Source organism: Mesorhizobium sp. M8A.F.Ca.ET.161.01.1.1, from assembly GCF_004792105.1.
In the GTDB taxonomy this organism is placed as follows: domain Bacteria; phylum Pseudomonadota; class Alphaproteobacteria; order Rhizobiales; family Rhizobiaceae; genus Mesorhizobium.
In genome coordinates, this window is sequence record NZ_SRTD01000008.1 from 89,206 (window position 1) to 116,030 (window position 26,825).

27 protein-coding genes are annotated in these 26,825 nt (G+C 62.8%); 17 read left to right on the top strand and 10 right to left on the bottom strand.

Going from position 1 to position 26,825, the window contains the following annotated elements:
- Nucleotides 1–6 precede the first annotated feature (6 nt).
- From EN804_RS20255 to EN804_RS20270, 4 genes are all read right to left on the bottom strand, one after another.
- A complete protein-coding gene (locus tag EN804_RS20255; protein WP_127278981.1) occupies nt 7–1,521 on the bottom strand; it encodes a type II and III secretion system protein family protein in 1,515 nt (504 codons plus the stop codon).
- Nucleotides 1,518–2,330 (bottom strand): Flp pilus assembly protein CpaB, encoded by an 813-nt coding sequence (gene cpaB, locus EN804_RS20260; RefSeq protein WP_127278980.1) that lies wholly within the window; start codon nt 2,328–2,330, stop codon nt 1,518–1,520. The genes EN804_RS20255 and cpaB overlap by 4 nt, the downstream gene beginning before the upstream one ends.
- Nucleotides 2,331–2,542: 212 nt before the next feature.
- Nucleotides 2,543–3,061, bottom strand: coding sequence for a prepilin peptidase (locus tag EN804_RS20265; protein ID WP_127870752.1), 519 nt, complete (start codon nt 3,059–3,061; stop codon nt 2,543–2,545).
- Nucleotides 3,062–3,247: 186 nt separating this feature from the next.
- Complete coding sequence (locus tag EN804_RS20270; protein ID WP_056569967.1) at nt 3,248–3,424, bottom strand: Flp family type IVb pilin; 177 nt, start codon at nt 3,422–3,424, stop codon at nt 3,248–3,250.
- A gap of 359 nt (nt 3,425–3,783) precedes the next feature.
- Between EN804_RS20270 and EN804_RS20275 the strand changes: the two genes are divergently transcribed.
- From EN804_RS20275 to EN804_RS20285, 3 genes are all read left to right on the top strand, one after another.
- A complete protein-coding gene (locus EN804_RS20275; RefSeq protein ID WP_127280726.1) occupies nt 3,784–4,206 on the top strand; it encodes a pilus assembly protein N-terminal domain-containing protein in 423 nt (140 codons plus the stop codon).
- A gap of 140 nt (nt 4,207–4,346) precedes the next feature.
- Nucleotides 4,347–4,928, top strand: a complete 582-nt coding sequence (locus EN804_RS20280) for a TadE/TadG family type IV pilus assembly protein (RefSeq protein WP_127280725.1) — start codon at nt 4,347–4,349, stop codon at nt 4,926–4,928.
- A 40-nt stretch (nt 4,929–4,968) separates the two neighbouring features.
- Nucleotides 4,969–5,592, top strand: a complete 624-nt coding sequence (locus EN804_RS20285; RefSeq protein ID WP_135921189.1) for a TadE/TadG family type IV pilus assembly protein — start codon at nt 4,969–4,971, stop codon at nt 5,590–5,592.
- A 4-nt stretch (nt 5,593–5,596) separates the two neighbouring features.
- Here the strand turns inward: EN804_RS20285 and EN804_RS20290 are convergent, their stop codons facing one another.
- Nucleotides 5,597–6,520, bottom strand: a complete 924-nt coding sequence (locus EN804_RS20290) for a phosphate/phosphite/phosphonate ABC transporter substrate-binding protein (protein ID WP_135921037.1) — start codon at nt 6,518–6,520, stop codon at nt 5,597–5,599.
- Between the two features lie 256 nt (nt 6,521–6,776).
- On the opposite strand from EN804_RS20290, the gene EN804_RS20295 reads away from it, so the two are divergent.
- The 9 genes from EN804_RS20295 to EN804_RS20335 all read left to right on the top strand — a co-directional run bounded on the left by EN804_RS20295 (nt 6,777) and on the right by EN804_RS20335 (nt 16,361).
- Entirely contained in the window at nt 6,777–8,018 is a 1,242-nt protein-coding gene (locus tag EN804_RS20295; protein WP_135921039.1) for a phosphopentomutase, read from the top strand.
- Nucleotides 8,011–8,901 carry a bifunctional DNA-formamidopyrimidine glycosylase/DNA-(apurinic or apyrimidinic site) lyase gene (gene mutM, locus EN804_RS20300; protein WP_135921041.1) on the top strand — a complete coding sequence of 297 codons (891 nt, stop codon included), beginning with the start codon at nt 8,011–8,013 and terminating at the stop codon, nt 8,899–8,901. Before EN804_RS20295 ends, mutM begins: the two co-directional genes overlap by 8 nt.
- A gap of 33 nt (nt 8,902–8,934) precedes the next feature.
- Nucleotides 8,935–9,708 (top strand): enoyl-CoA hydratase, encoded by a 774-nt coding sequence (locus EN804_RS20305; protein WP_135921043.1) that lies wholly within the window; start codon nt 8,935–8,937, stop codon nt 9,706–9,708.
- A 180-nt stretch (nt 9,709–9,888) separates the two neighbouring features.
- On the top strand, nt 9,889–10,155 hold the full coding sequence (rpsT, locus tag EN804_RS20310) for a 30S ribosomal protein S20 (protein WP_027026587.1): 267 nt from the start codon (nt 9,889–9,891) through the stop codon (nt 10,153–10,155).
- Between the two features lie 856 nt (nt 10,156–11,011).
- Nucleotides 11,012–12,556 (top strand): chromosomal replication initiator protein DnaA, encoded by a 1,545-nt coding sequence (gene dnaA, locus EN804_RS20315; protein ID WP_127870750.1) that lies wholly within the window; start codon nt 11,012–11,014, stop codon nt 12,554–12,556.
- 200 nt (nt 12,557–12,756) lie between these two features.
- Nucleotides 12,757–13,875 carry a DNA polymerase III subunit beta gene (dnaN, locus tag EN804_RS20320; RefSeq protein WP_127276856.1) on the top strand — a complete coding sequence of 373 codons (1,119 nt, stop codon included), beginning with the start codon at nt 12,757–12,759 and terminating at the stop codon, nt 13,873–13,875.
- Nucleotides 13,876–13,949: 74 nt separating this feature from the next.
- On the top strand, nt 13,950–15,089 hold the full coding sequence (gene recF, locus EN804_RS20325) for a DNA replication/repair protein RecF (RefSeq protein ID WP_135921045.1): 1,140 nt from the start codon (nt 13,950–13,952) through the stop codon (nt 15,087–15,089).
- A 31-nt stretch (nt 15,090–15,120) separates the two neighbouring features.
- Nucleotides 15,121–15,873 carry a molybdopterin-synthase adenylyltransferase MoeB gene (locus EN804_RS20330; protein ID WP_127870749.1) on the top strand — a complete coding sequence of 251 codons (753 nt, stop codon included), beginning with the start codon at nt 15,121–15,123 and terminating at the stop codon, nt 15,871–15,873.
- A gap of 2 nt (nt 15,874–15,875) precedes the next feature.
- A complete protein-coding gene (locus tag EN804_RS20335; protein WP_245520814.1) occupies nt 15,876–16,361 on the top strand; it encodes a GNAT family N-acetyltransferase in 486 nt (161 codons plus the stop codon).
- 42 nt (nt 16,362–16,403) lie between these two features.
- Here EN804_RS20335 and EN804_RS20340 read toward each other — a convergent pair whose 3' ends face one another.
- Entirely contained in the window at nt 16,404–17,405 is a 1,002-nt protein-coding gene (locus EN804_RS20340) for a D-glycerate dehydrogenase (protein ID WP_127276862.1), read from the bottom strand.
- Nucleotides 17,406–17,554: 149 nt separating this feature from the next.
- Between EN804_RS20340 and EN804_RS20345 the strand changes: the two genes are divergently transcribed.
- On the top strand, nt 17,555–18,115 hold the full coding sequence (locus EN804_RS20345) for an SH3 domain-containing protein (RefSeq protein ID WP_127276864.1): 561 nt from the start codon (nt 17,555–17,557) through the stop codon (nt 18,113–18,115).
- Here the strand turns inward: EN804_RS20345 and EN804_RS20350 are convergent.
- The gene (locus EN804_RS20350; RefSeq protein WP_135921047.1) at nt 18,105–18,485 is read right to left on the bottom strand and encodes a DUF4260 domain-containing protein; all 381 of its coding nucleotides are present in this window, start codon (nt 18,483–18,485) and stop codon (nt 18,105–18,107) included. The genes EN804_RS20345 and EN804_RS20350 overlap by 11 nt on opposite strands.
- 27 nt (nt 18,486–18,512) lie before the next feature.
- Complete coding sequence (irrA, locus tag EN804_RS20355) at nt 18,513–18,944, bottom strand: iron response transcriptional regulator IrrA (RefSeq protein ID WP_027142023.1); 432 nt, start codon at nt 18,942–18,944, stop codon at nt 18,513–18,515.
- Nucleotides 18,945–19,184: 240 nt separating this feature from the next.
- Between irrA and fabA the strand changes: the two genes are divergently transcribed.
- The 4 genes from fabA to EN804_RS20375 all read left to right on the top strand — a co-directional run bounded on the left by fabA (nt 19,185) and on the right by EN804_RS20375 (nt 23,490).
- On the top strand, nt 19,185–19,703 hold the full coding sequence (gene fabA, locus EN804_RS20360; protein WP_127276870.1) for a 3-hydroxyacyl-[acyl-carrier-protein] dehydratase FabA: 519 nt from the start codon (nt 19,185–19,187) through the stop codon (nt 19,701–19,703).
- A 49-nt stretch (nt 19,704–19,752) separates the two neighbouring features.
- Entirely contained in the window at nt 19,753–20,973 is a 1,221-nt protein-coding gene (gene fabB / locus EN804_RS20365) for a beta-ketoacyl-ACP synthase I (protein ID WP_127870747.1), read from the top strand.
- Between the two features lie 29 nt (nt 20,974–21,002).
- Entirely contained in the window at nt 21,003–21,815 is an 813-nt protein-coding gene (gene fabI, locus EN804_RS20370; RefSeq protein WP_135921051.1) for an enoyl-ACP reductase FabI, read from the top strand.
- Nucleotides 21,816–21,945: 130 nt separating this feature from the next.
- A complete protein-coding gene (locus EN804_RS20375; protein WP_127276876.1) occupies nt 21,946–23,490 on the top strand; it encodes a bifunctional diguanylate cyclase/phosphodiesterase in 1,545 nt (514 codons plus the stop codon).
- 16 nt (nt 23,491–23,506) lie between these two features.
- On the opposite strand, the gene EN804_RS20380 is transcribed toward EN804_RS20375, so the two are convergent.
- Nucleotides 23,507–24,514 (bottom strand): class I SAM-dependent methyltransferase, encoded by a 1,008-nt coding sequence (locus tag EN804_RS20380; protein WP_135921053.1) that lies wholly within the window; start codon nt 24,512–24,514, stop codon nt 23,507–23,509.
- A gap of 68 nt (nt 24,515–24,582) precedes the next feature.
- Entirely contained in the window at nt 24,583–26,730 is a 2,148-nt protein-coding gene (gene pnp / locus EN804_RS20385) for a polyribonucleotide nucleotidyltransferase (protein WP_127276880.1), read from the bottom strand.
- Nucleotides 26,731–26,825 lie beyond the last annotated feature (95 nt).

Genomic DNA, 26,825 nt, shown 5'->3' on the forward strand with positions numbered 1-26,825 from the left:
TCCCGTTCACTTGTAGATGAAGCCGACAACGCCGTGATAGCGGCCGTTGGGCCTGTCGGTCTGCATGGTGCCGTAGACGCGATTGACGCGCCCAAGGAACATGCCGGCGCCGTCGCTCGGCGGGTTGAAATTGTCGTCCGGCTTGGCCAGCTCATTGCGCGCCACCGGCTTCACCAGATAGGGCGTGATGATGATGACGAGCTCGGTCTCGTTGCGCACGAAATCCCTGCTGCGGAAGAGCGCGCCGAGCACTGGAATCTTCGTCAGCCCGGGCAAGCCGTTGATGGCCTGCCTGACATCGTCGCGAACAAGGCCAGCGATCATCATGGAGCCGCCGGAGGGCAGTTCCACGGTCGTATCGGCAAGACGCTTGCGCAGAGACAGGATATTCGTGCCGGGACTCGTCACACCCGAGGACAGCGAAACGGACCCTTCGGTGGTCGGCTCGGAAACCGACGTTCTGACTTTCAGGCTGATGCGACCGGGAGACAGCACCACCGGCTGGAACTCCAGGCCGATGCCATATTCGATCTTGTCGATGGTATAGTTCTTCAGGCCGGTCTGGTTGTCGGTCGATACGTTCGCGGTGACGCCGCTCACCATGTTGTATTCACCGCCAACCCGGAACGTCGCCTTCTCGCCAGAAACAGCAGTTAGGGTCGGCTCGGCCAGCGTCTTCATGACCCCGGACTGTTCCATGGCGTTGATATAGGCCTGCAACCCCGAGGCGCCGATCGTGAAGCCGGAATTCGACAGTTGCTTGCCGAGGCCGGTGAAATTGTCGCTGAGCGCGCCGTAGCTGATGCCGTTGCTGCCGCCGCTGCCGACCATGTTGACACCGAGCTGCTTCATCACCGAACGGCTGACTTCGGCGACCGTCACCTTCAGCGTGACCTGATCGTCACCGATGATCTGCAGCAGATTGACGATTTGGCTGACGCGGCGCTCCTGGTCAGGGTTGTTGATGTCGACACCGCTCTGGGCCGAGCCGCCGGCAGCGGTCTGCGAATATTGTCCCGTCGTCGCTTCACCGCCGGACACAAACATGTTTGCCAGCTGTTCGGCACGCTTGGCATCCAAGGGTGTATCCACGGTGCCGGTCAGAACCACGTTGTCATTCAGCAGTTCAACCTTGACGGCCGAGGTCGGAAGGAAGCGCTTGATATAATCCTCCAGGCCGGCGACGTCGCGCTCGATGGCCAGATCCAGGCTGGCGATCTGTTCGCCGTTCGGCCCAAAGACGAAGATGTTGGTTTCGCCGACCGCCTTGCCGAAGAGGTAGATACGCCTTGCGGTGCGGGTCACCGCGTCGGCAACGGAGGGATTGGCGACAAGAATGTCATAGGCATCGCTCGGCAGGTCTATGACCACCGACTTGTTGAGGCCAAGCTTGACGCGCTGGGTGGCTGTCGTGGCCGACACCTGCGTGCTCTTCGCCTCGACGCCCTGCACATTCGCTCCGACGAGCAGCAGGCCGAATGCCGTGGCTAGGATTGCCGGCAGTTTAGCGCTTAGCCTCATTTTCTTGCTCCTACTTCGGAGACTTCGCCCGACTTGATCAGCCTCACCGTTCCCCGGCGGCCATTGCCGGAAACGAGATAGTCGGCCTCATCCACATTCTTTTCCTGGGTGTCAGCGATCGCCCGCAGCGCCAGAGTCAGGCGATCCGCCATCTGCTGGGCAACGGTGATGATCTCCGCCTGTTTGGGGGTCAGCTCCAGCGTGGCGGTCTGGCCCACCCTGGTCTTCTTGCCTTCCTCGTCCTCCTGGATGGTCTGGTCGATCGCCAGGACGCGGATATTCTTGAGGATGGTCTCGGTGTTGAAGCCGGCGCCACCGGTGCTGGCATCGGCCCTGCGGGTCATGATGACGTCGACGAAATCGTTTGGAAGGATGAAGCCGCCGGCCGAAGTGTCCGCCGATATCGTCGTTGCGACCGCCCGCATGCCGGAAGGCAGGATGGACGACATGAAGCTTTGTCCCTCGCCGATCAGCTTGGAGCGCCGCACCGGCTCGCCCGCGTACATCGCCACGCGGGCAATCGACCCCTTGAGTTTCTCCAAAGCATCGGGAGCGGTGGCCTTGGTGATGAAATTCGCGTTGATGCCGTCAGCGGGCCAGGATTGCCAGGCTATGTTGTTCTCGAGCGCGTTGCCCATTGCGACATCGCCCGAGAGCACAAGCACGTCCTGCAGGGACACCGCGGGCGCCTGGGGGCCAGAATCGACGACGACCTGAGGCGGCGGAGCGACCATGTTTTTCGCCACATAGCCAGCACCGCCCGCCGCGGCCACCGCCACGCTCAGAATAATCAATCGGGATGCTGGCATCTGTCCGAACCCTCGCCCTTGGCAAACCACGTAGCCAAGCCGGACTTTGCAGCGGCAATCGTCAAAACAAGGTTAATGCAATGCTTACGATCGTGATTAATTTAAGGTTTACATAAATTGGACGGATCGCGCCGCGATGCGCGGAAAGGCTGGGCCGCCGCTCCGTAAAGCCGGCGTGTAAGCCATGTCAGCCCACGAAAAATTTGATGAATTCAGCTCGCCAGCCTTGCCAGCGCCCACACCATCAAAGGCGAGTCCGGGTAGGTCAGCAGGCCACCAAGGCCGAGCGCGATCCCGTAGGGAACACCGGCCGACTCTTCCGCGAAATGCCGCAGGAATGGATTGCGTCCGGTGAAAACCGCCAGCGGCGATTTCCGGTAAAGCAGGATCGCGATCGTCAGAAGGCCGCCGATGATTGTCGAGGCGACAAGATATTCGACGAGCTGCACGTTGAGCCCCATCCACACGGCCGTGGCGGCCAGCAGCTTGGCATCGCCACCGCCCATGCCACCCAAGGCGAACAGGCCGAACGTCACGGCCAGGACGATGGCGCCAGCGGCGAAATGCCAGCCATAGGCCGCCCAGTCCATGCCCGTCAGCGGCGCCACCAGGGCGAAGACGACGACAAGCAGCACCGGCACGCGATTGGCGATCGTCATCGACAACATGTCGGAGATCGCGGCAAACAGCATGCAGAACGGAAAGACGACGAAGATCAGGGCTTCAAGCATCGGCGATTGTGCCTATTGTGCGGATTCCACAGAAACTCAATCTAGGCTGGTTCGATTAACGATTGATGAGGTCAGTGGTGAAAAGACGACTGTTCCGCCGCGGTCCGAAACAAGTAAAATAAAACAGGGGCCACCCTGTGGCGGCCCCTGTCCTGAATGCGATCCGATCGATCGGCAATAAGCAGATTAGCTGCCGCTGCTGTTCAGCGTGCTGCCGATCGAAGTGAACTTGGCGTTGATGGCATTGCCGAGTGCGCCGGCGCCGGTGATGATGGCGAGCGCGATGAGAGCGGCGATCAGACCATATTCGATAGCGGTCGCGCCGGATTCGTCCTTCACGAAACGTGCAAAAAGGTTAGACATTCGAGAGCTCCTACTCCACGTGTTACAGCACTTCCGTCAACTTCTGTGATGGTTGATCGGATGCTGCCAATCTAGGGAGAAGCTCTTTCGATCGGCTTAATAAACAGCCTTACCGATTCCTTTCCCGGCTCGAACCAAGTGCGTGGTTAACTCCATACTAAGCGCTGGCTAATGTTTCGTTTCGCGGGTCAACGCCGCAAAAGGCAAGGGCTTGGGGAAGCTTGCGACCCCCCGCGCCCATCCGGCCAGGCGGGCAGCCATGCCGACCGCTCCATCCGCCGGCGGCAAGCCCACTTAACCGTTGGTTCACCAATCTCGTTCATGTTCCGTTGAACAGTCCGCTTGCGTGGAGCGCCTTGATGGCCGTGCCGAGATCCTCAATCCTGATTGCCGCGCTTCTTGCCGCCGCCAGCTTGATTACACCCGCCAGGGCTGGCGCCGACATCGAAGTCACCATGAATCAGGCCAAGATCGTGAAACTGTCGCGCCCCGCCGACACGATCGTCGTGGGCAACCCGGCAATCGCCGACGCTTCCGTCCAGGATGCCTCGACGATCGTGCTCACCGGCAAGGGTTTCGGTGTCACCAACCTCGTCGTTCTCGACCAGGAAGGCAGCCCGATCGTCGACACACAGGTTACCGTGGTTCGCCAGGCAGCCTCGTCGGTTCGCATTTACCGCCGCGCGGATGTCCAGACCATGTCGTGCACGCCCTATTGCGAAAGCTCCTACAAGAGCGATGCGGAGAAATCGTCCGAAGCCGAGATGAGCGTCAGCAAATAGGCGGCACGGGAGCGCGCCATCGCCCAGGTTACCTGCTGGTTAAAACGCGCGCGCCAACTTTAACGATCATTCAAACCGGACCTCAATCGGTTTGGGTTAATACACCTGTCAGCACCGTCCAGGGATGGCAGGAACATCGCATGAGCATGGAACTCGGCTCGACAGATCAGCGCAAGGTGGAGCGTACCGGGCCTTTCCAACGCTTCGTGCGCGACCGACGCGGCAGCACGGCGCTGGAGTTCGCGTTGCTTGCCATACCGTTCGCACTCCTGGTGTTCGCCATCCTCGAGAGCTGCATCTCGTTTGCCAGCCAGGAGGTGATGGCCAACATCACCGACGATGTCGCGCGCCGGCTGCGCACCGGCCAGTTGAAGGCCGCGGACATCGCCGGGGACAATTTGAAGAACATGATCTGCGACAAGCTAGAAATCATTGTTTCCCAGGATTGTCCCAATCAGTTGAGCGTCGATCTTCGCCAATACACGACATTCGCCGACGCGGCCCTGGCCGGCTTCAGGATTCAGGGCGGTAATATTCAGCTGACGAAAAGCGGCGCGGATGTGCCCTTTACCGTCACGGCGGGTGCAGCGGAGTCAAGGAACATGCTGCGGGTCTTCTACAAATGGCCCATCATGACCAACCTGATGGCGCAGTCGATGGGAGGTAACAAAACCCTGCATTTCGCTTCGGTGACCTGGCAGAACGAGCCGTTCGACAATTGATGCCATCACGGAAGCAACAACAAGAAAAAAGGCAATGAGTATGATGCGTGCGGGGGCACATCTGGGAATTGCGGGGCTTTGGGGCAAATCAGCCCGATTCTGGTCCAATCGCCGCGGCGTCGCGGCGGTCGAGTTCGCGCTTATCGCGCCTGTCCTGCTGATCATGTATTTCATGACCATGGAGGCCTCGCAGGCCATCGAGACGAGCAAGAAGGTCAGCCGCATCGGCAGCATGGTCGCCGATCTCGTCACGCAACAGCCGACCATCGTCAAGGCGGACCTCGATGCCATCATGAAGATCGGCAGCGTAACCCTTCAACCCTACAACCGCTCGGTGCCGGACATCACCATCACAGCCATACAGGTCACCACCGATCCCACGCCAAAGGTGTTGGTGGTGTGGTCACGCAAGGTGACCAGTGGTGCATACAGCGTCGGTGCAGCGGCGGGCTCGACCACTGCGGTTCCGACAGCGCTCAGGGTCGCCGGGACCTTTCTCGTCCGCGTCGACAGCACCCTGGGCTACAAGCCGATCGTCGGCTGGACGACAGACACCCAACAGAAGCTTGGGTTTATCGAGACGCTCGCCAAAGGCATGACGATGAGCGAAACATATTATCTGCGCCCCCGCAGAAGCGTCACGATCCCTTGCAGCGACTGCTGAGGGCTCATTGCCGCCCACCATCGACCGACACCATCCGCACGATGGCCTCCGCCGCAGCATAGTCCTTGGGAACCACAGGCATGAAGCCGCCGGCATGCCTCGCTTCCAGAAGGTCGTAGACATCCGGCGTCGTCGATTTGAGATTGGTGAGGAACACGGTCAGCCGACGCTTGGCTTCCGGATCGAGATCGCTGCGTACCGCATGCGGGCCGTATCTCAGCAGACCCGACGTCCACACCACCTGAGTGGCCGATGCCGAAAGGCCTGATGCCTCGAGCCTTGCCTGCGTGCCCCCGGCCAGTCGCGGCTGGCCGTCGGCCGCCGCCTTCACCCAGCCGAACATGGCGTCGGCCTGGCCGTCGACAAGCATGGTTTCGGCCGCCGACGCCGAGGCGGCGGCGACAAGAAACGGTGCATCCTCGGCGATCTCGACGTGTTCGGCGGCTAACCCCGCCAAGGGCAAAAGCGAACCGCCGACGCTGTCCTGCGGCGGCATGGCGATCCGCTGGGTCTCCATATCGGCCAGGCCGCGCAGTCTGCCATCCCTGGTCAGCAATACCGAGCGGATGCCGGCCGCACCGTCGGAATCGACCGGCGCCACGAGCGGCTCGATGCATCCGCAGCGTTGCAGCGCCGTGGCGTAGGCGGTCGCCGAATAGATGGCGTATTCGATCCGTGCATTGGCCTGTCCCTCGATCAATGCCGCATAATCGCGGGCGACGACGAATTCGACCTTCATGCCGAGCGCATCGGTAAAGGCTTGCGTCAACACCGCAAGCCCCGGAACGGCGTTGCCGGCGCCGGGCTCGGCCACGACGCCGATGCGAAATGTGCCGATATCATCGCGCCAGTCCGCCCAGACCGGTCCGCACCAGAATGCGCCGTTCACAGCCATGAGGGCAGTCCAAGCCTTGAGCGCAGCCTTCATGACAGGACCGCCTTGCCCTTTGTTCCGTCCATGGACATGCCCAACTCGTCGCGGCACTTGATCTTGTGCCTGTATCTCATTGTCCAAACCGCGCATGGATCCCTAGCTTGTCCATGTCGTTATCGCAAAACCGCTGCGCACTTTTGGGCGACATGGATCTGAGTATCGCGCCAAGCCGTTGCGGTTTGGTTTCCGAATTGCCAACGTCGCCGTGGAACCCTATGTCTGGGCGTCCACACTGGCAACAAATGACCCGATGGCGCGTGCTTTCCTCTTTGTCCTGGATTCCTTCGGCATCGGCGGCGCGGCCGACGCCGAAAGCTATGGCGACGCCGGCGCCAACACGCTGGCGCACATCGCCGAAGCTTGCGCGGAAGGGCGCGCGGATCGCGAAGGGCTTCGCCAGGGACCACTGTTCGTCCCCCATATGGCATCGCTGGGACTTGGCAAGGCGGCCGAGACGGCGACAGGACTGGGTTTTACGCATTTCGGGACGAACCTGCTCGCCAATGCCTTCCATGGCGCGGCGCAAGAGATTTCGAGTGGCAAGGACACGCCTTCCGGCCACTGGGAGATCGCGGGCCTGCCGGTGCGCTTCGACTGGGGTTATTTCCCGGACACGGTTCCCGCCTTTCCGGCCGACCTGACCGAGGCGATGATCCGCGAAGGAAAGGTGCCCGGCATCCTCGGCAATTGCCATGCGCCAGGTACCGAGATCATCGAGCGGTTCGGCGAGGAGCACATCCGCACCGGCAAGCCGATTTGCTACACATCGGTCGATTCCGTCCTGCAGATCGCCGCGCATGAGGCCCATTTCGGCCTGGAGCGGCTCTATGAATTCTGCCAGGTGGTGCGCCGGCTGGTCGACCCACTGAGGATCGGACGGGTAATCGCGCGTCCGTTCGTCGGCGAGACATCTGCCACCTTCGAGCGGACCTACAATCGCCGCGACTACGCCGTGCCGCCGCCCGAGCCGACATTGCTCGACCGGCTGACGGCGCGCGGCAGCCGTGTCATCGCCGTCGGCAAGATCGGCGACATCTTCGCCCATCGCGGGATTTCGCAAGTCCGCAAGGCCGCGGGCAACATGGCCATGTTCGACAAGGCGCTGGTCGCGATGGACGAGGCCACCGACGGGGACCTCGTCTTCGCCAATTTCGTCGATTTCGATACAGAATTCGGCCATCGCCGCGATGTCGCCGGTTATGCGGCCGCCCTCGAGGCCTTCGACCGGAGGCTTCCGGAGGCGTTCGCCAAGCTGAAGCAGGGCGACCTTCTCATCCTGACCGCCGATCACGGCAACGACCCGACCTGGCGCGGCACCGATCATACGCGTGAACGGATCCCGGTCATCGGCACTGGACCTGGTCTCAAAGGCGGCGACATAGGGCTGAGGGCAACATTCGCCGATATCGGCGAGACCGTTGCCGAACACCTCGCGGTGACGCGCGGCCGCAACGGCACATCCTTCCATGCGATGATTGGCGGCCATGCCTGAACTGCCTGAAGTCGAGACCGTCCGGCGCGGGCTGCAGCCGGTCCTGCAAGGCGCCAATCTGGCCAAGGTCGAGATGAGACGGCCGGACCTGCGCTTCCCCTTCCCCGAACGGTTTTCGGAGCGGCTGACCGGCAGGACAGTCACGGCGCTCGGCCGGCGGGCCAAATATCTGACCATGCATATGCAGGGCGGTCCGGTGCTGATCTGCCATCTCGGCATGTCCGGCTCCTTTCGCATCGAGACCTACGACGACGACGAGACACCGGGCGTGTTCCACCATGAGCGCTCAAAGAGCGCGGCGCACGATCATGTCGTGTTCCATGTCGTTTCCGCGGCCGGCGGGCGGTCACGTGTCATCTTCAACGATCCGCGCCGCTTCGGTTTCATGCTGTTTGCGGAAGAGCCGCCGGAGACGCATCCGATGCTTGCCGGACTGGGCGTCGAACCCACCGGCAATGCGCTGGACGGCGTTCTGCTTGCCTCGTTGCTGAAAGGCCGCAGATCGCCGCTCAAGGCAGCGCTTCTCGACCAGAGGCTGATCGCCGGCTTAGGCAATATATATGTCTCGGAGGCGCTCTGGCGTGCCGGCCTGTCACCGCTGCGCGAGGCAGGCACCATCGCCAGGCCAGGCAAGAAGGCCAGGGAACAAAGCGATCGCCTCGCCGAGGCGATCCGCTCGGTCATATCGGATGCCATCGCGGCCGGAGGATCTTCACTGCGCGACTATATGCACACCGACGGATCGCTGGGTTATTTCCAGCATTCCTTCGCCGTCTACGACCGCGAAGGTGAGCCTTGCCCGAAGCCCGGCTGCGGCGGCCATGTCGAGCGCATCGTGCAGAGCGGACGCTCGACCTTCTATTGCCGGGCGTGTCAGACGTGAGCTAGACCGGGGTCGAGCAAGGAGAAGCAGCCAATGGCCTATGAAACGATCATCACCGAGAGGCGCGGCAAGGTCGGGCTGATCACGCTGAACCGGCCAAAGGCGCTCAACGCCCTCAATTCGCGGGTCATGGCCGAGGTGGTGGCGGCGGCGAAGGATTTCGGCGGCGACACGGGCATTGGCGCAATGGTCATCACCGGCTCCGACAAAGCCTTCGCGGCGGGTGCCGACATCAAGGAAATGCAGGAGATCGCGTTCGTCGATGCCTATGTGCAGGATTTCTTCGTCGGCTGGGAGGAACTGACGCGGGCGCGAAAGCCGATCATTGCGGCGGTGGCCGGTTATGCGCTCGGTGGCGGGTGCGAACTCGCCATGATGTGCGATTTCATCATTGCCGCCGACACGGCCAAATTCGGCCAGCCCGAGATCACGCTCGGTGTCATTCCCGGCATGGGCGGGTCGCAACGCCTGACCCGGTTCGTCGGCAAATCGAAGGCGATGGACATGTGCCTGACCGGACGGATGATGGACGCCGCCGAGGCAGAACGTGCGGGCCTCGTGTCGCGGGTCGTTCCGGCCGGCGAGCTGGTCGAAGAGGCCGTCAAGGCGGCGGCCAAAATCGCCGATTTCTCGCTGCCGTCGGTGATGATGGCCAAGGAAGCGGTCAACCGGACCTATGAGACGACGCTTGCCGAGGGATTGCGCTTCGAACGCCGCCTGTTCCATTCGCTTTTCTCGCTCGAAGACCAGAAGGAAGGCATGGCGGCGTTCGCCGAAAAACGGAAGCCGAATTTCACCAACCGGTAGGGCGTTGCAGGCCGACGCCCGAAACCCGTGGCCTTGGCCAAAAAGAACGCCAGGCGGCGTTGACGCGCCGGAAAAGCTGAACTATAAGCCGCACCAACCGAGGCGGCCCCGTGGCTGCCCGTTTGTTTTTTGCGCCCTGCGGCACGCCGCGTGCGCCGACCAGATCAGAAGAGAGGCATCATGGCCAACACATCCTCGGCCAAAAAGGCAACGCGCAAGATCGCCCGCCGCGCAGCGATCAACAAGAACCGCCGCTCGCGCGTCCGCACCTACGTCCGCCAGGTCGAGGAGGCACTCGCCTCCGGTGACAAGGCCGCCGCACAGGCCGCCTTCAAGGCTGCCGAGCCGGAATTGATGCGCGCCGCGACCAAGGGCGTGATCCACAAGAACACGGCATCCCGCAAGGTGTCGCGCCTCGCCCAGCGCCTCAAGGTGCTGTCGGCCTGACATCGCCTTCCCAGGACGATCTTCTTCGAACCCGGCCGATTGCGCCGGGTTTTTTCGTTTGCCGGCAAGTACTTAAAAAGAATAGCCGCAAACAGCTGCAAATGCAGATTCCAGAGTTCGAAATGCTTTGCCGGCACATGCATGCCCGCTGATGATCGGCACGCTTGAAAAGCGGCGCCTAGAAAAATCCCGCCTCACAGAAATACCCAATATTTTTCAATTGGTTAGCGACAGTCATCCACAGCTTGTCCACAACGCGCCGAAGCGACGGGAGGACAACTGGCTGTCAAGAGAATTATTTCAGAAAATTTCGCGCCGGCCCGGCTTTTTCATATTCGTCGGAAAAGGGTTTGAATCACAATGGCTTTGTCAAAATAAGCCACTGCGGCATGGCGCTCGAACCCGCCCGAGGTAACCAGATTCCTTAAAAATCCGTTAGACGTGGCCTTGCCCTATCCACAGCGATTTCGGTAATGTCGATCTATCGAAAGGGACGGGCCTCTTGCCCTTAACCCAGCCTGACGCGGCCAGCTAAAATTGGCGGGATTTGCGACGCGGATCAAGTCCGTGGACGGGTATGGTTTGCTCTTTTTCGATACGGTAGGGGACTGGCGTAACTAGACATGGCAGGTAGGACGGCGCGCCGGCGCTCTTTCGCCGGACGGTCTCGTATTGCCCTGACATACCCAACGCGGACTGGCTTCCATGGGCCGGCACCGGTTCCCTTGGATAGTGGGCGACGTTCATTGCCAGCGGCGGCAACGGGCATCGTAGCGAAGACACGGTCGCTGGAAAAAGGATGCAGGAGGCGCATCCCCGGCGAAAAAACAGGTACAGAAAGGCAAGGAACTCGATCATGCAGAGCGGCATCGAAAGGGAGCTTACGGGCGACCTCCCATTTCCTGGAACTTTGATCGGAGCAAACGAGATGGCGGTCTCCAGCGACGCGGAACAGAAATTCGACCGGGTCAAGGCCCAGTTGAAGGCGCGCCTGGGAACCGAAGTCTATTCCAGCTGGTTCGGCCGCATGAAGGTCGCGGAAGCTTCCAAGGGCATTGTCCGCATCTCCGTGCCCACCGCGTTCCTGCGCTCGTGGATCAACGGCCACTATCACGATCTCATTTCCGAGCTGTGGAAGCAGGAGGATCCCGAGCTTCTCAAGATCGAGATCGTCGTGCGCACGGCGACCCGCCAGGGACGCAGCCAGCCTGAACCGGAATTGGCGCCGGCGCGCAAGATGACGCGGCAGACGCAGACGGCGCTGGCCGCCGGCACGGTCAGCCCAGGCAGGGTGGAGCGGTCTCCCATGCCGCGTCCGGGTGTGCCGGTCGAGAGCGAGTTCCGCCACAACGTACTGGGATCGCCGCTTGACCCGCGTTACACGTTCGGCTCCTTCATCGAAGGACCGTCGAACCGCGTGGCCTTCGCCGCCGCCAAGGCCGTGGCGGAATCGCAGTCGAGTGCGGTGCGCTTCAATCCGCTTTTCCTGCATGCTACCGTCGGGCTCGGCAAGACGCACCTCTTGCAGGCCATTGCCGCGGAATCGCTGAAGCAGAACCCGAAGTCCCGCGTCGTCTATCTCACCGCCGAGTATTTCATGTGGCGCTTCGCCACCGCGATCCGCGACAACAACGCATTGACGCTCAAGGAGCAGTTGCGCGACATCGACCTCTTGATCATCGACGACATGCAGTTCCTGCAGGGCAAGTCGATCCAGCATGAATTCTGCCATCTGATCAACATGTTGCTCGACAGCGCCAAGCAGGTCGTCGTCGCCGCCGACCGGCCACCGTCGGAGCTGGAATCGCTCGAACCGCGGGTCCGTTCGCGCCTCAATGGCGGCGTCGCGCTCGAAATGTCGGCACCCGACTTCGCCATGCGGCTCGGCATGCTCAAACTGCGCCTGGCCACGGCCAGGATCGACGATGCATCGCTCGACATTTCCGAGGAGATCCTCAACCACGTTGCCCGCACCGTGACCGGCAGCGGACGCGAACTGGAAGGCGCCTTCAACCAGCTCCTGTTTCGCCAGTCGTTCGAACCGCAGATCACGATCGACCGCATCGACGAGATCCTCGGCCATATCTACCGCACGGGCGAACCGAAGCGGGTCCGCATCGAGGACATCCAGCGCATCGTGGCGCGCCACTACAACGTCTCGAAGACGGAACTTTTGTCCAACCGGCGCACGCGCACCATCGTCAAGCCGCGGCAGGTCGCGATGTATCTGTCGAAGGTGATGACGCCGCGCTCGCTGCCGGAAATCGGACGGCGCTTCGGCGGTCGCGACCACACGACGGTGCTGCACGCCGTGCGCAAGATCGAGGATCTTTCCGGCAATGACAACACGCTGGCGCAGGAACTGGAATTGCTGAGAAGGCTGATCAACGACCAGGCCTGAGCGGCCGAAAACCGCCCGCTCGTGGGGTTGGCCAGCTTTATCCCCAGAAAGCCCGCGTAACCGGCCCGAACCGGTGGCGCGGGCTTGCGTTCACTGGTTTTTTCCTGTCAGTTTGCGTAGATTCTGAAGCCTGTTCAGAGCTTTCGCGGGGCGCCGGTAGCCGGAGACCCGTTCATTCATTCAAGCGAGCCTGTTTCGTCATGCGTGTTATCCTGGAACGGTCAAATCTCCTGAAGTCGCTCAACCACGTGCACCGCGTGGTCGAACGGCGCAACACCATACCGATCCTGTCCAACGTGCTGCTCAGCGCCGAAGGCGCCAGCCTCGAAATGAAGGCCACCGACCTCGACCTGGAGGTGACGGAAGCGACGCCCGCCAAGGTCGAGCGCGGCGGCGCGACGACGGTCCCCGCGCACCTGCTCTATGACATCGTGCGCAAGCTTTCCGACGGCGCCGAGGTGATGCTGAAGACGGATGAGGACGGCAACGCCATGACGGTGACGTCGGGCCGCTCCAGCTTCCGCCTGCAGTGCCTGCCGCAATCCGACTTTCCCGAGCTTTCGGCCGGATCCTTCTCGCACATCTTCCGCCTCGACTCGGTGGCGCTGAAGGGCCTGATCGAGAAGACGCAGTTCGCCATCTCCACCGAGGAGACGCGCTACTATCTCAACGGCATCTACCTGCACACGCATGAAGTCGGCGGCAAGCTGAAGCTGCGCTCGGTGGCGACCGACGGCCACCGCCTGGCGCGCGCCGAGATCGACGCACCGGCTGGCTCCGAGGGCATGCCGGGCATCATCATTCCGCGCAAGACGGTAAGTGAACTGCAAAAGCTGGTCGACGATCCGGACGTCGCCGTGACCACCGAATTGTCCGACACCAAGATCCGCTTCACCATCGGCAGCGTCGTGCTGACCTCGAAGCTGATCGACGGCACCTTCCCCGACTATCAGCGGGTCATCCCGACCGGCAACGACAAGAAGCTGATCCTCGACCGCCAGAGCTTCGCAGCCGCGGTCGACCGCGTCTCGACCATCTCCTCCGAACGCGGCCGCGCGGTGAAGCTCTCGATCAGCGAAGGCCAGGTGACGCTTGCCGTCAACAATCCGGATTCGGGCAGCGCAACGGAAGAACTGGCGGCAGACTATTCGGCCGACCCGATCGAGATCGGCTTCAATGCCAAATATCTGCTCGATGTCGCCGCGCAGCTGACCGGCACGGAAGCCAAATTCATGCTGGCCGACGCCGGTTCACCGACGCTGATCCACGACATGGCCGACGAGACCGCGCTTTACGTGCTGATGCCGATGCGGGTATAGCCGGCGCGGCGGCGCCTGGCGAATACGGCCGGCGGCGGGCGTTGGTTGCGGTGACTTCCACGGGCGGATAGCGGTTGCCGGCACAAACCCATATAAGTAAGCTTACGCTTACCAATTTTCGTAACTACGCGACCCTGGCGATAGATGTTGCGCCGGGCGCCGTGGTCTTTTCGGGCGACAATGGTGCCGGCAAGACCAATCTCCTCGAAGCGATCTCCTTTCTGACGCCCGGGCGCGGCTTGCGCCGCGCACCTTACGGGGATGTGGCACGTGAGGGTGGCGATGGCGGCTTTGCCCTGCATGCCCGGCTCGACGGGCCTGGCGGCGAGGTCGAGATCGGCACGGGCATCTCCGGGGGCGACACGGCGGAAAGCGGCAGGCGGGTGCGTATAAACGGAGCCGCCGCGCGGGCCGAGGGCATGCTGGAGTGGCTGCGGGTCGTGTGGCTGACGCCGGCGATGGATTCGTTGTTCACCGGACCTGCCGCGGATCGCCGGCGCTTTCTCGACCGGCTGGTGCTGGCGATCGATCCCGGACATGGCCAGCGTGCGCTCGATTACGAGAAGGCGATGCGGGGCCGTAACCGTTTGCTGACGGAAGGCTCGCGGGATGCCGGCTGGTTCGAGGCGATAGAGACGCAGATGGCAGAGACCGGCGTGGCGATCGCCGCGGCGCGCGCCGAAATGGTGCGGCTGCTGGCCGCCATGATCGGCAGGCTGCCCGACACCGGACCGTTTCCGCAGGCCGATATCGGCCTTTCGGGTGACCTGGAGGCCGAGATTGCCGGCGCCCCGGCGGTCGACGTCGAGGAGCGGTTCCGGCGGGCGCTTGCCGATGGCCGAGACCGTGACCGCGCCGCCGGACGCACCCTCGAAGGCCCGCACCGCTCAGACCTCATGGTCCGGCACCGGCCCAAGGCGACGCCGGCCGAACTCTGCTCGACCGGCGAACAGAAGGCACTGCTGGTCGGCATCGTGCTGTCGCATGCCCGGCTGACCGGGGAAATGTCCGGGCTGACGCCGATCCTGCTGCTCGACGAGATCGCGGCGCATCTCGACGGCGGACGGCGCGCGGCACTGTTCTCGATCCTGGAGGAACTGAAATGCCAGGCTTTCATGACGGGAACCGATGCGGCGCTGTTTTCCAGCCTGCGTGGACGAGCGCAGTTCCTGACTGTCGACCATGGTACGGTTGGGCCAACCGAAGACCCCTGACAAGCTTTTTCGACCACTATATGGTCCTGATATGACCACAGCGCTCACCGCCGACGAGATCGAACGCTATGCCCGCCACATCGTGCTGCCCGAGGTCGGCGGCGCGGGCCAGCAGAAGCTCAAGCAGGCGCGGGTCCTGGTGATCGGCGCCGGCGGGCTCGGTGCGCCGGTGCTTGAATATCTCGCAGCGGCCGGCGTCGGTACGCTCGGCGTGGTCGACGACGACGCCGTTTCTCTCTCCAACCTGCAGCGCCAGGTCATCCATGGCACCGATACGATCGGCATGCTGAAGACCCAAAGCGCCGAGGCGGCGATCGCTCGTATCAATCCCAACATATCAGTCGAAACGCACACATTCCGGCTGACCGCCGAGAACGCCCCCGCCCTCGTCGCCAGGTACGATGTCGTCGTCGATGGGTCCGACAATTTCGAGACGCGTTATGTGGTGGCCGATGCCTGCGCCAGCCAAGAGAAGCCGCTGGTGCATGCAGCCGTTGGACGCTTCGATGGCTCGGTGACCGTGCTGAAGCCTTTCGAAAACGGCAGTGACGGCAAGCCAAACCCGAGCTATCGGGATCTGTTTCCCGAGGCCCCGCCGCCGGGGCTTGTGCCGTCCTGCGCCGAGGCGGGGGTGCTCGGAGCGCTGACCGGGGTCGTCGGCACGCTGCAGGCGATGGAGGCGATCAAGCTGATCACCGGCATAGGCGAGCCGCTGATCGGCCGGCTGCTGCTCTATGATGCGCTGGCCGCGCGCTTCGAGACGATCCGCTACAAGAGACGCTGATCTTGGAACATTCCCATGTTTCGATCACGCGGATCCCAGCCGATTTCGGCCGCTGGGGTGATGTGCTTGCCCTCATCATGGGTGCCTTCGCCTTTATGGACGGCATCATCGACCCGCCGTCGTCGGCTCACCTGCTCACAGCCGATGCGCTGCGCACCAAGGCGCTGCGGGAGACCGGCTTCCTGGCACTCGACGGCGACAGGATCGTGGGCTGCGTTTTTGCTCTTGAAAGAGCTGACGGTCTTTATGTCGGCAAGCTCGCCGTCGCCCCGGACCGCCAGGGGCACGGCATTGGCCGACGGCTGATGCAAGCGGCCGAAGATCTGGCCCGCAGCCGCGGCAAGGCCGCCATCGAGCTCGAGACGAGGATCGAGCTCACCACCAATCTTGCCGCCTTCGCCCGGCTCGGATTTCGCGAAACCGGACGGACGGCGCATGACGGCTATGACAGGCCGACCTCCATCACCATGCGCAAAACGATCTCGTAAGCGTCGCGTTACATTGAACGGCGAGCCTGCGCCTGGACAGTTTCAGGTCCTGAGCGGCAGCACGCGGTCCGGCGGACGATGGCCGTCGACGAAGGCGCGGATATTGATGATGACCTTCTCGCCCATGTCGATGCGGCCCTCGAGCGTGGCCGAGCCCATATGCGGCAGAAGCACGACCTTGTTCCTGGCGGCGAGTTTCAAGAGCTTGGCGTTAAGGGCCGGCTCGTGCTCGTAGACGTCGAGGCCGGCGCCGGCGATCTTGCCGTCCTGGATGAGCTTGACCAGCGCTTCTTCGTCGATGATGTCGCCGCGGGCGGTGTTGACGATATAGGCGGTGGGCTGCAGCAACGCCAGCCGCCGGGCCGACAGAAGATGGAAGGTTGCCGGCGTCGACGGACAATTGACCGAGATGATGTCCATGCGGGCCAGCATCTGGTCGAGACTCTCCCAATAGGTCGCCTCCAACCCATCCTCGACCGCAGGCAGCACGCGGTGCCGGTTGTGATAGTGGATGGACAGCCCGAAGGCCTTGGCCCGCCTGGCAACGGCGGTGCCGATGCGGCCCATGCCGACAATGCCGAGCCGCTTGCCCCAGATGCGCCGGCCAAGCATCCAGGTCGGCGACCAGCCGGCCCATTTCTTGTCGCCCGTGAGCACGTTGGCGCCTTCCGCCAGCCGGCGCGGCACAGCCAGCATCAATGCCATGGTCATGTCGGCGGTATCTTCGGTGAGCACGTTGGGCGTGTTGGTGACGGTGATGCCTTTCTTGGCCGCCGCCGCCACGTCGATCTTGTCGACGCCGTTGCCGAAATTGGCGATCAGCTTGAGGTTGTCGCCGGCCTGGGCGATCAATGCGGCATCGATGTGGTCGGTCACGGTCGGCACCAGCACGTCGGCTTCCTTGACCGCGGCGACCAGTTCCGGCTGCGTCATCGGCCGGTCCTCGACATTCAGCCTTGCGTCGAACAGTTCGCGCATGCGGGTCTCGACCGGGTCGGGCAGCTTTCGCGTGATGACCACGAGAGGCTTCTTTTTGCCTGGCATTGTTTCCCTCGTTGAGACCTCTTTAACCAAGACCGGCGAAACTGAAAGCTGGTCGCGGTAGCCGATTTTACCCATGTAACAAGCGGTGCCGCCGAAGACAAAGAAAAAGGGGTGCCGCAGCCGTCGGGCCGGCGCCGAAAGGAACGAAAGTGTCTGGTTTCGCGTCGCTTCGCCTGGCCCTCAGCGCAGCATTTCTCGGCGCTCTCCTCTATTCTCCGCTTGCCGGCGCGCAGAGCGCGGCCGCCCCTGCCCAGAGCGCCATCACGCTCGGACCGAGTGGGCTGCCGCTGCCGCGATTCGTCAGCCTGAAATCCGGCCGCGTCAACTCGCGCGTCGGCCCCGGCGCCAACTATTCGGTCGACTGGATGTATATGAAGGCTGGCCTGCCGATGGAGATCATCCAGGAGTTCGATACGTGGCGGCGCGTGCGCGACGCCGATGGCTCGGAAGGATGGATCAACCAGTCGCTGCTGTCGGGCCGGCGCACGGCGATCATCGCGCCCTGGCAGCGCGGCAAGGGCGGCCAGGTCAATCTTCTGAAAGGTCCCGACAAGGATGCCAGGGTGGTGGCGATCGTCGAACCGGGCGTTATGGGCACGATCAAGTCCTGCGACGGCCAATGGTGCGAAATGACGCTCGACGGCCACACCGGCTGGCTTGCCCAGTCGGTCGTCTGGGGCGCCTATCCGGGCGAGCGGGTCAAGGACTGAACGTCTCGCGTTTGCGCCCGATAGGGCCAAGATGGGTGTCCTGAAACCCCGTTGACAGCTTCAAGCCGTAACCCAGTGCACGGTCGATTGCGATATGAGCGATCCAGATCAGTGCGATGGCGCTGCCGACCGCACTGCCGGCGAGATGCCCGGCAAGCAGCAGAAGCACCGGTACGATCAGAATGTGCAAGGCGTTGTAGGCAAGGGCGCCGATGCGAGGTCCACCGAGATAACCCAGCATCGACAGGTCCGGCGCCAGGATGAGCAACGCGAAAAGCCACCAGGAAACGCCCGTCGCGCCATAGAAGCCGATTGCGGCAACCGCCACGACGGCCCATTCGAGCCGCACTATCCAATCCAAGGGTTTCATCCACACCGATTGTTCCGGCTTCGCCGGTCATTCCGGACGCTTGGGACGCAGCCTCACCACGATATCGACATTGGCGATTTCCATGCCCTCGGGCGGGTCCGGCAGGTTGGTGACCGTGACCGGGCCGTTGGCGATGTCGAAAATCCTGTTTTCGCCTTCGATATAGAAATGGTGGTGATCGGAGGTATTGGTGTCGAAATAGGTCTTGGAACCTTCGACGGCGAGGATACGCAGCAGCCCCGCCTGGGTAAACTGGTGAAGCGCGTTGTAGACGGTGGCCAGCGACACCGGCACGCCGGCGGCCTGCGCCTCCTCGTGCAGTTCCTCAGCCGACAAATGGCGGTCGCCCTTGGCGAAAAGCAGGTCGGCCAGCGCAATGCGCTGACGCGTCGGCCTCAGGCCGGCTTCACGTACCCGCTTGTCCACAGCGACATTTTCCTTCCGGCAGCCCCGGTCCATCTGGTCTTCCAAGCTCACAGTCCCGCTTCAAGACACGCCCAGAGTGGCAAAAAATGAATATATGCCGAACCCGGACCCCGGTTGACATATATTCTGTCGCCCGAATGCGATCAATAGCGCGCATTGACCCGGGCAGACTGGCGGGTTAAGCGCAAACGCCGGTTTCCGGCCTGAAACAGATTGTGTTAGGACACCAACGACAAGGGCGCGCTACCGCCCGGACGATATGGGGAGAAATTGATGGCGGGTTCGAAATCCAGCTACGACTACGAAGAATTGCTGGCCTGCGCCCGTGGCGAGCTGTTCGGAGAGGGCAATGCCCAGCTGCCCTACCCGCCGATGCTGATGTTCGACCGTATCACCGAAGTCAGCGAGACCGGCGGCGCCTTCGACAAGGGTTTCATCCGCGCCGAATTCGATATCAAGCCCGACCTGTGGTTCTTTGCCTGCCATTTCATCGGCAATCCGATCATGCCTGGCTGCCTCGGCCTGGACGCCCTGTGGCAATTGACAGGCTTCTATCTCGGCTGGCTCGGCGAACCCGGCAAGGGAATGGCGCTGTCGACCGGAGAGGTCAAGTTCAAGGGCATGGTCACGCCATCGGTCAAGAAGGTCGAGTATGGCGTGGATTTCAAGCGTGTAATGCGCGGCCGGCTGGTGCTCGGCATCGCTGATGGCTGGATGAAGGCGGATGGTGAGCCCATATACGCGGCGACGGACCTGAAGGTCGGTCTGTCAAAGCAGTCGGCGGTCGCTTGACCGCAGCCCTGGCCCGCACACTGGCCAGCATCCCTGGAAGGAGTTGCGAATGAGACGTGTCGTAGTCACAGGCCTCGGCATCGTGTCGTCGATCGGCAACAATGCCAATGAGGTGCAGACCTCGCTGCATGACGCCAGATCCGGCATCAGCTTTTCCGATTCCTTCGCGGAGCATGGCTTCCGCTGCCAGGTCTGGGGCGCGCCGACGCTCGACCCTTCCGCCATGATCGACCGCCGCGCGATGCGTTTCCTGAGCCAGGGCGCGGCCTGGAATCACGTTGCCATGGACCAGGCGATCGCGGATGCAGGCCTCGGCGAGAGCGACATCACCAACGAGCGCACCGGCATCGTCATGGGTTCGGGCGGTCCTTCCACCCGCACCATCGTCGAGGCCGCCGAGACCACGCTCAAGAACGGCAGCCCCAAGCGCATCGGTCCCTTCGCGGTGCCGAAGGCGATGTCGTCGACCGCGTCGGCGACGCTGGCCACCTGGTTCAAGATCCATGGCGTCAACTATTCGATCTCGTCGGCCTGCTCGACCTCGGCGCATTGCATCGGCAATGGTTACGAATTGATCCAGTGGGGCAAGCAGGACATGGTCTTTGCCGGCGGCCACGAGGATCTCGACTGGACGATGTCGGACCTGTTCGACGCCATGGGCGCCATGTCGTCGAAGTTCAACGACAGGGCCTCCACCGCATCGCGCGCCTATGACGCCAATCGCGACGGCTTCGTCATCGCCGGCGGCGCCGGCGTGCTGGTGCTGGAAGAGCTGGAACACGCCAAGGCGCGCGGCGCCAAGATCTACGCCGAGATCGTCGGCTATGGCGCGACGTCGGACGGCTACGACATGGTGGCGCCCTCGGGCGAAGGCGCGGTTCGCTGCATGCGCCAGGCGCTGGCGACGGTCTCCACGCCGGTCGACTACATCAACACCCACGGCACCTCGACCCCGGTCGGTGATTCCAAGGAAATGGGCGCGATCCGTGAAGTGTTCGGCGAGAAGATGCCGTTCATCACGTCGACGAAATCGCTGACCGGCCATTCCCTGGGCGCGGCCGGTGTGCAGGAATCCATCTATTCGATCCTGATGATGCAAGGCGGCTTCATCGGAGAAAGCGCCCATATCGAGACGCTCGATCCGGAATTCGAGGGCATGCCGATCGTGCGCAAGCGCATCGACAACGCCGCGATCGACACCGTTCTGTCGAATTCCTTCGGTTTCGGCGGCACCAACGCAACGCTCGTTTTCCAGCGCTATTCCGCATAGGGCCAAGTTTTACATAAGGATTGCCGGCCATGGACGGATTGATGAAGGGCAAGCGCGGGCTTGTCATGGGTGTCGCCAACGATCATTCGATCGCCTGGGGCATAGCCCGGAAATTATCCGAACATGGGGCGGAACTCGCCTTCACCTACCAGGGCGACGCTTTCGGCCGCCGGGTCAAGCCGCTCGCCGACAAGCTCGGCGCTTCGCTGGTCGTTCCCTGCGACGTCGAGGACAGCGCTTCGGTCGCCGCCACGTTCGAGACGCTTGGCAAGGAATGGGGCGGGTTGGACTTCGTCGTCCATGCCATCGGCTTTTCCGACAAGAACGAGTTGAAGGGCCTCTATGCCGACACCAGCCGGGACAATTTCGTCCGCACCATGGTGATCTCCTGCTATTCCTTCACCGAGGTGGCGCGCAATGCAGCGCCGCTGATGACTGCCGGCGGCTCGATGATCACGCTGACCTATGCCGGCTCGGTCCGCGTCATGCCGAACTATAATGTCATGGGCGTCGCCAAGGCCGGGCTCGAGGCCAGCGTGCGCTACCTCGCCAATGACTACGGTCCGCGCGGCATCCGCATCAACGGCATCTCGGCCGGTCCGGTGCGCACACTGGCCGGCGCCGGCATTTCGGACGCCCGCCACATGTTCTCCTACCAGCAGCGCAATTCGCCGTTGCGCCGGACCGTGACGATCGACGAGGTTGGCGGCTCCGCGCTCTATCTCCTGTCCGACCTCGCTTCCGGTGTCACCGGCGAAATCCACTATGTCGATTCCGGCTACCATATCGTCTCGATGCCGACGCTCGATGAATTGAAGCAGACGGATGGCGGCGGAGACTGAAGAGCGGTCCCGTCAAGCAGGTCCTTTTCCCAGTCAAGAAAATAATCCTCTCCAGTAAAATTGAATGCATTCGCGGAAACTCATTTTAAGAGGGTTTCCGCTATAGGGTCTCCGACCTGGGGACCTTTTCATGCCTGCCGTCAGCAACCCGAAGCGAACGCCAGTGTTCCGACTGCTCACGATAGCAAGTTCGGGCATTGGCAGTTTCGTCCTCGGCATCTGGGGCCTGAAGCACGGTCTCGGCGAGGGGTTTGCCGGCATATCAGCTGACATGATGGTCGCGATCATGGCCGCGCTTTGCGCGCTTGCGGCATCGGTGGCGGCAATGTCCTTCTTCGCAGGCATCGATGAATCGGCGGATTTCGTCTTCAACGAAACCCATTTCGACAAGCTGACCGGACTGCTGGCGCGGCCGGCCATGGTCGGCAAGATCGCCGAGGCGGCATGCGCGACAAGCCGTACCGGGGAACCGGTGTTCCTGATCGACATCGACATCGACCGGTTCAAACAGATCAACGACGCGATCGGCTACACCCAGGGCGACGAACTGATCCGCGCCTTCACCAAGCGGCTGCACAGCTGCGTGCCCGCGCGCGCGCCGATCGGACGCATCGGGGCCGGCGAGTTCGCGGTGCTGCTCCCGGACCATCTGATCCAGGGAACCTTGGAAAGCATGGTCGAGAGGCTCATCGACGAAATGATGGAGCCGTATGAACTCAGCAGCCACCAGCAATCGGTGAGCCTGTCGGTCGGCATCGTGGCGATGCCCAAGGACGGTGTCGATCCGGTCCTCATCCTGCGGCGCTCCAACCTGGCGCTGCAGAATGCGCGTGCGAGCGGAGTTGGCAACTGGTCGGTCTTCGACAGCGAGATGGGACGCGTGGCCGACCATCGCCAGTGGGTCGAATCCGAGCTGCACAGCGCCTTTGAACGCGGTGATTTCGACCTGCACTACCAGCCGCAGCTCGACCTCCCGACCGGCCGCATCGTCGGCTACGAGGCGTTGATCCGCTGGCAGCATCCCGAACGCGGCATGATCCCGCCGATGGAGTTCATCCAGATCGCCGAGGAGACCGGCATGATCAACCCGATCGGCGAATGGGTGCTGCGCAAGGCCTGCAGCGATGCCCGCCATCTGCCGGACGACTGTTTCGTCGCCGTCAACATCTCGCCGGTCCAGTTCATGACCAAGGACTTCGTCGGCCTTGTACGCGACACGATGCGGACCACGGGCATCAAGCCGTCACGGCTGGAGCTGGAAGTCACCGAGACGGCGATGATGCAGGACCGCGACCGCGCGGCCGCCATCCTGAAAGAGCTTGCCGAGATGGGCATCTCGGTCGCCGTCGATGATTTCGGCACCGGTTATTCCAACCTCAGCTATCTGATCGACTTCTCGTTCGGCAAGCTGAAGATCGATCGTTCCTTCATCAGCCGCATCGATACCGACGCCAGCTCCGGCGCCGTCGTGTCGACCATCGTCGGGCTGTCGCGGGCGCTCGGCGTCAGCATCATCGCCGAAGGCGTCGAGACCGAAAGCCAGGCGACGCTGCTCAGGGCCGCCGGCTGTGAGGTGGTGCAGGGCTACCTCTTCGGCCGGCCAGCACCGCTCGAGATCAGCGTTGGCGACGGGCATGTCGCAGACGGCATGAGGCGCGTCGCCAACCTGCATTGATGACCCGCCCGCTGCATTACCGGCGCGCCGAAAACACCTTGAACATGCCGTCACGGGCAAGCTCGGCGTGGCTGGCGAAGGCCGCTGACAGGACGGCTTCGTAAGGAAGCTGGCGGTTGGCGACCATGAACAGGCGCCCGCCGGGCTTCAGGGCCTTGGCTGCCGCGCGGATCATGCCGGCACCAATCTCAGGCTCCGCCGCACGGCTGCGATGGAAGGGCGGGTTCATGGCGATGACGTCGTAGCGGCGCTCGACAGGCTCGGCGAGCAGGTCCGTCCAGAAGAAGCCCTGTGCCAAGATGTTGCCGAGATTGCCCCTGGCCGCCTCCAGCGCGTCGAAATCGGCCTCGTACAGATCGAGCGACAAGCCCGGCGAGCGGGCGGCCATCTCCGCCGCCACATAGCCCCAGCCGGAGCAGAAATCGGCCGCGCTGCCACGCAGATCGCCTGGCAGGTTGTTGACCAGCAGTTTCGAACCGGCATCGACGCGATCGAAGGAGAACATGCCGGGCTCGGTGTGGAACCGGTCCGCAACCAGCAATGCGGGATTGGCGGTGCGAAGTACGGCGGCGGCCTGCATGTCAGCCGGGCGGCGCAGCCAGAAGGCAATGCCGTGATATTTCGGCATGTGGCCATCGAGCGGCGCAAGATCGCCAACACGCTTGCGCAGGCTGGCAATGCCATCCTCCTTGCCACCGGCAATGACGATCAATCCGCCCTCTGCCACGCGCTCCATAGCCTCGGCGATGCGCAATTCGTTCTGGCCGCGATGGCGGCCGGCGAGCACCAACGCGGCATCAAAACCGTCACCGGCCGATTGCGGCGTGACCGTGAAGCCGGCCGCCTGCAACGCACGGAAATACGGCCGGAAGCCCTGTACGAGATTGAGCGTAGCCTCGAAAGCCGGCGGCAGGCGCAGGCCGGGTTCGGCGCCAAGGAAGAGAACGCGCTGGCCCTGCCGCGGCAAGGAAAGAGCCTCGGCCTCGAACGGGTGAAAAAGCGTCTTCAGCGCTTCAGCGGACATAGCCGTGCTCCATAAACAAAAACGGGCGCGACCTAAGCCGCGCCCGCCTCGTTTTTCCGTCGGACCGATCAGGCGGCGTTTTCTTCGCCTTCGGTCTTCTTGTCGCGGGCGATTTCCTTGCCGGTGGCCTGGTCGACGACCTTCATCGACAGGCGAACCTTGCCGCGCTCGTCGAAGCCCATCAGCTTGACCCAGACCTTGTCGCCTTCCTTGACGACGTCCGAGGTCTTGGCGACCCGGTCGTTGGCGAGCTGCGAGATGTGGACGAGGCCGTCACGCGGACCGAAGAAGTTGACGAAGGCGCCGAAGTCGGCGGTCTTGACGACCGTGCCTTCGTAGATTTCGCCGACTTCCGGCTCGGCGACGATGGTGTGGATCCACTTCTTGGCCGCCTCGATCTCCTTGGCGTTCGAGGAAGCGATCTTGACCGTGCCGTCGTCCTCGATGTTGATCTTGGCGCCGGTCTTCTCGACGATCTCGCGGATGACCTTGCCGCCCGAACCGATGACGTCGCGGATCTTGTCGGTCGGGATGTGCATGACCTCGATGCGCGGCGCGAACTCGCCGAGTTCGGGACGGGCGCCGGTCAGGGCATGGGCCATTTCGCCGAGGATGTGCAGGCGGCCGTCCTTGGCCTGGCCAAGGGCGATCTTCATGATCTCCTCGGTGATGCCATCGATCTTGATGTCCATCTGCAGCGAGGTGATGCCGCCTTCGGTGCCGGCGACCTTGAAGTCCATGTCGCCGAGATGATCTTCGTCGCCAAGGATATCGGAGAGCACGGCGAAGCGCTCGCCTTCCTTGATCAGGCCCATGGCGATGCCGGCAACCGGCTTGGCCAGCGGCACGCCGGCATCCATCAGCGCCAGCGAGGTACCGCAGACGGTGGCCATCGACGACGAACCGTTGGACTCGGTGATCTCCGAGACGACGCGCAGCGTGTAGGGGAACTGGTCAGCGGAGGGCAGCATCGGACGGATGGCGCGCCAGGCGAGCTTGCCGTGGCCGATTTCGCGGCGGCCCGGCGAACCCATGCGGCCGGTCTCACCGACGGAATAGGGAGGGAAGTTGTAGTGAAGGAGGAACTTCTCCTTGTACATGCCGGTCAGGGAATCGACATACTGCTCGTCCTCGCCGGTGCCGAGCGTGGCGACGACCAGCGCCTGGGTCTCGCCGCGGGTGAACAGCGCCGAACCATGGGTGCGCGGCAGGACGCCGACTTCGGAAACGATCTTGCGAACCGTCTTGAGGTCGCGGCCATCGATGCGCGAGCCGGTGTCGAGAATGTTCCAGCGCACGACCTTGGCCTGGAGCTCCTTGAACACCGAGCCGATCTGTTCGGAGGTGTACTTTGCGTCCTCGCCTTCAGCGGGGGCAAACGCGGCCTTGACCTTCGCCTTGACGGCGTCGACCGCGGCGTAACGCTTCTGCTTGTCGACGTTCTTGTAGGCATTGCTGAGCTCGTCGCCGACGATCTTCAGCATCTCGGCCTCAAGCGCGGAATAATCCGGCGCGGTGAAGTCGCGCGGTTCCTTGGCTGCAACTTCGGCCAGCTTGATGATGGCGTCGATGACCGGCTGGAAACCCTTGTGGCCAAACATGACGGCGCCGAGCATCAGCTCTTCGCCAAGTTCCTTGGCTTCCGACTCGACCATCAGCACGGCGTCGGCGGTGCCGGCGACAACGAGGTCGAGCTTGGATTCCTGCATCTCATCGACATGCGGGTTCAGCACATATTCGCCGTTGATGTAACCGACGCGGGCGCCGCCGACCGGGCCCATGAACGGAACGCCGGAGAGCGTCAGGGCCGCCGAGGTGGCGACGATCGACAGGATGTCCGGATCATTTTCGAGATCGTGCTGCACGACGGTGACGACGATCTGCGTGTCGTTCTTGTAGCCGTCGGCGAAGAGCGGGCGGATCGGGCGGTCGATGAGGCGGGAAACCAGCGTTTCCTTTTCGCTCGGACGGCCTTCACGCTTGAAATAGCCGCCCGGGATCTTGCCGGCGGCATAGGTCTTTTCCTGGTAGTTGACGGTCAGCGGAAAGAAATCGAGGCCGGGCTTCGGCTCCTTCATCGAAACGACGGTGGCCAGCACCTTGGTCTCGCCATAAGTGGCGAGCACAGCGCCATCGGCCTGGCGCGCGATCTTGCCGGTTTCCAGGATGAGCGGACGGCCGCCCCATTCGATTTCCACTTTGTGGTGATTGAACATGTCTTGTCCTTAATAAGCGGAAAGGGGCGCGCCGTTTCACGGTGCGCGGATGCCCTTTCCCTGGCTTCCTTTCTCGGGCAGCCACGGGCAAGACA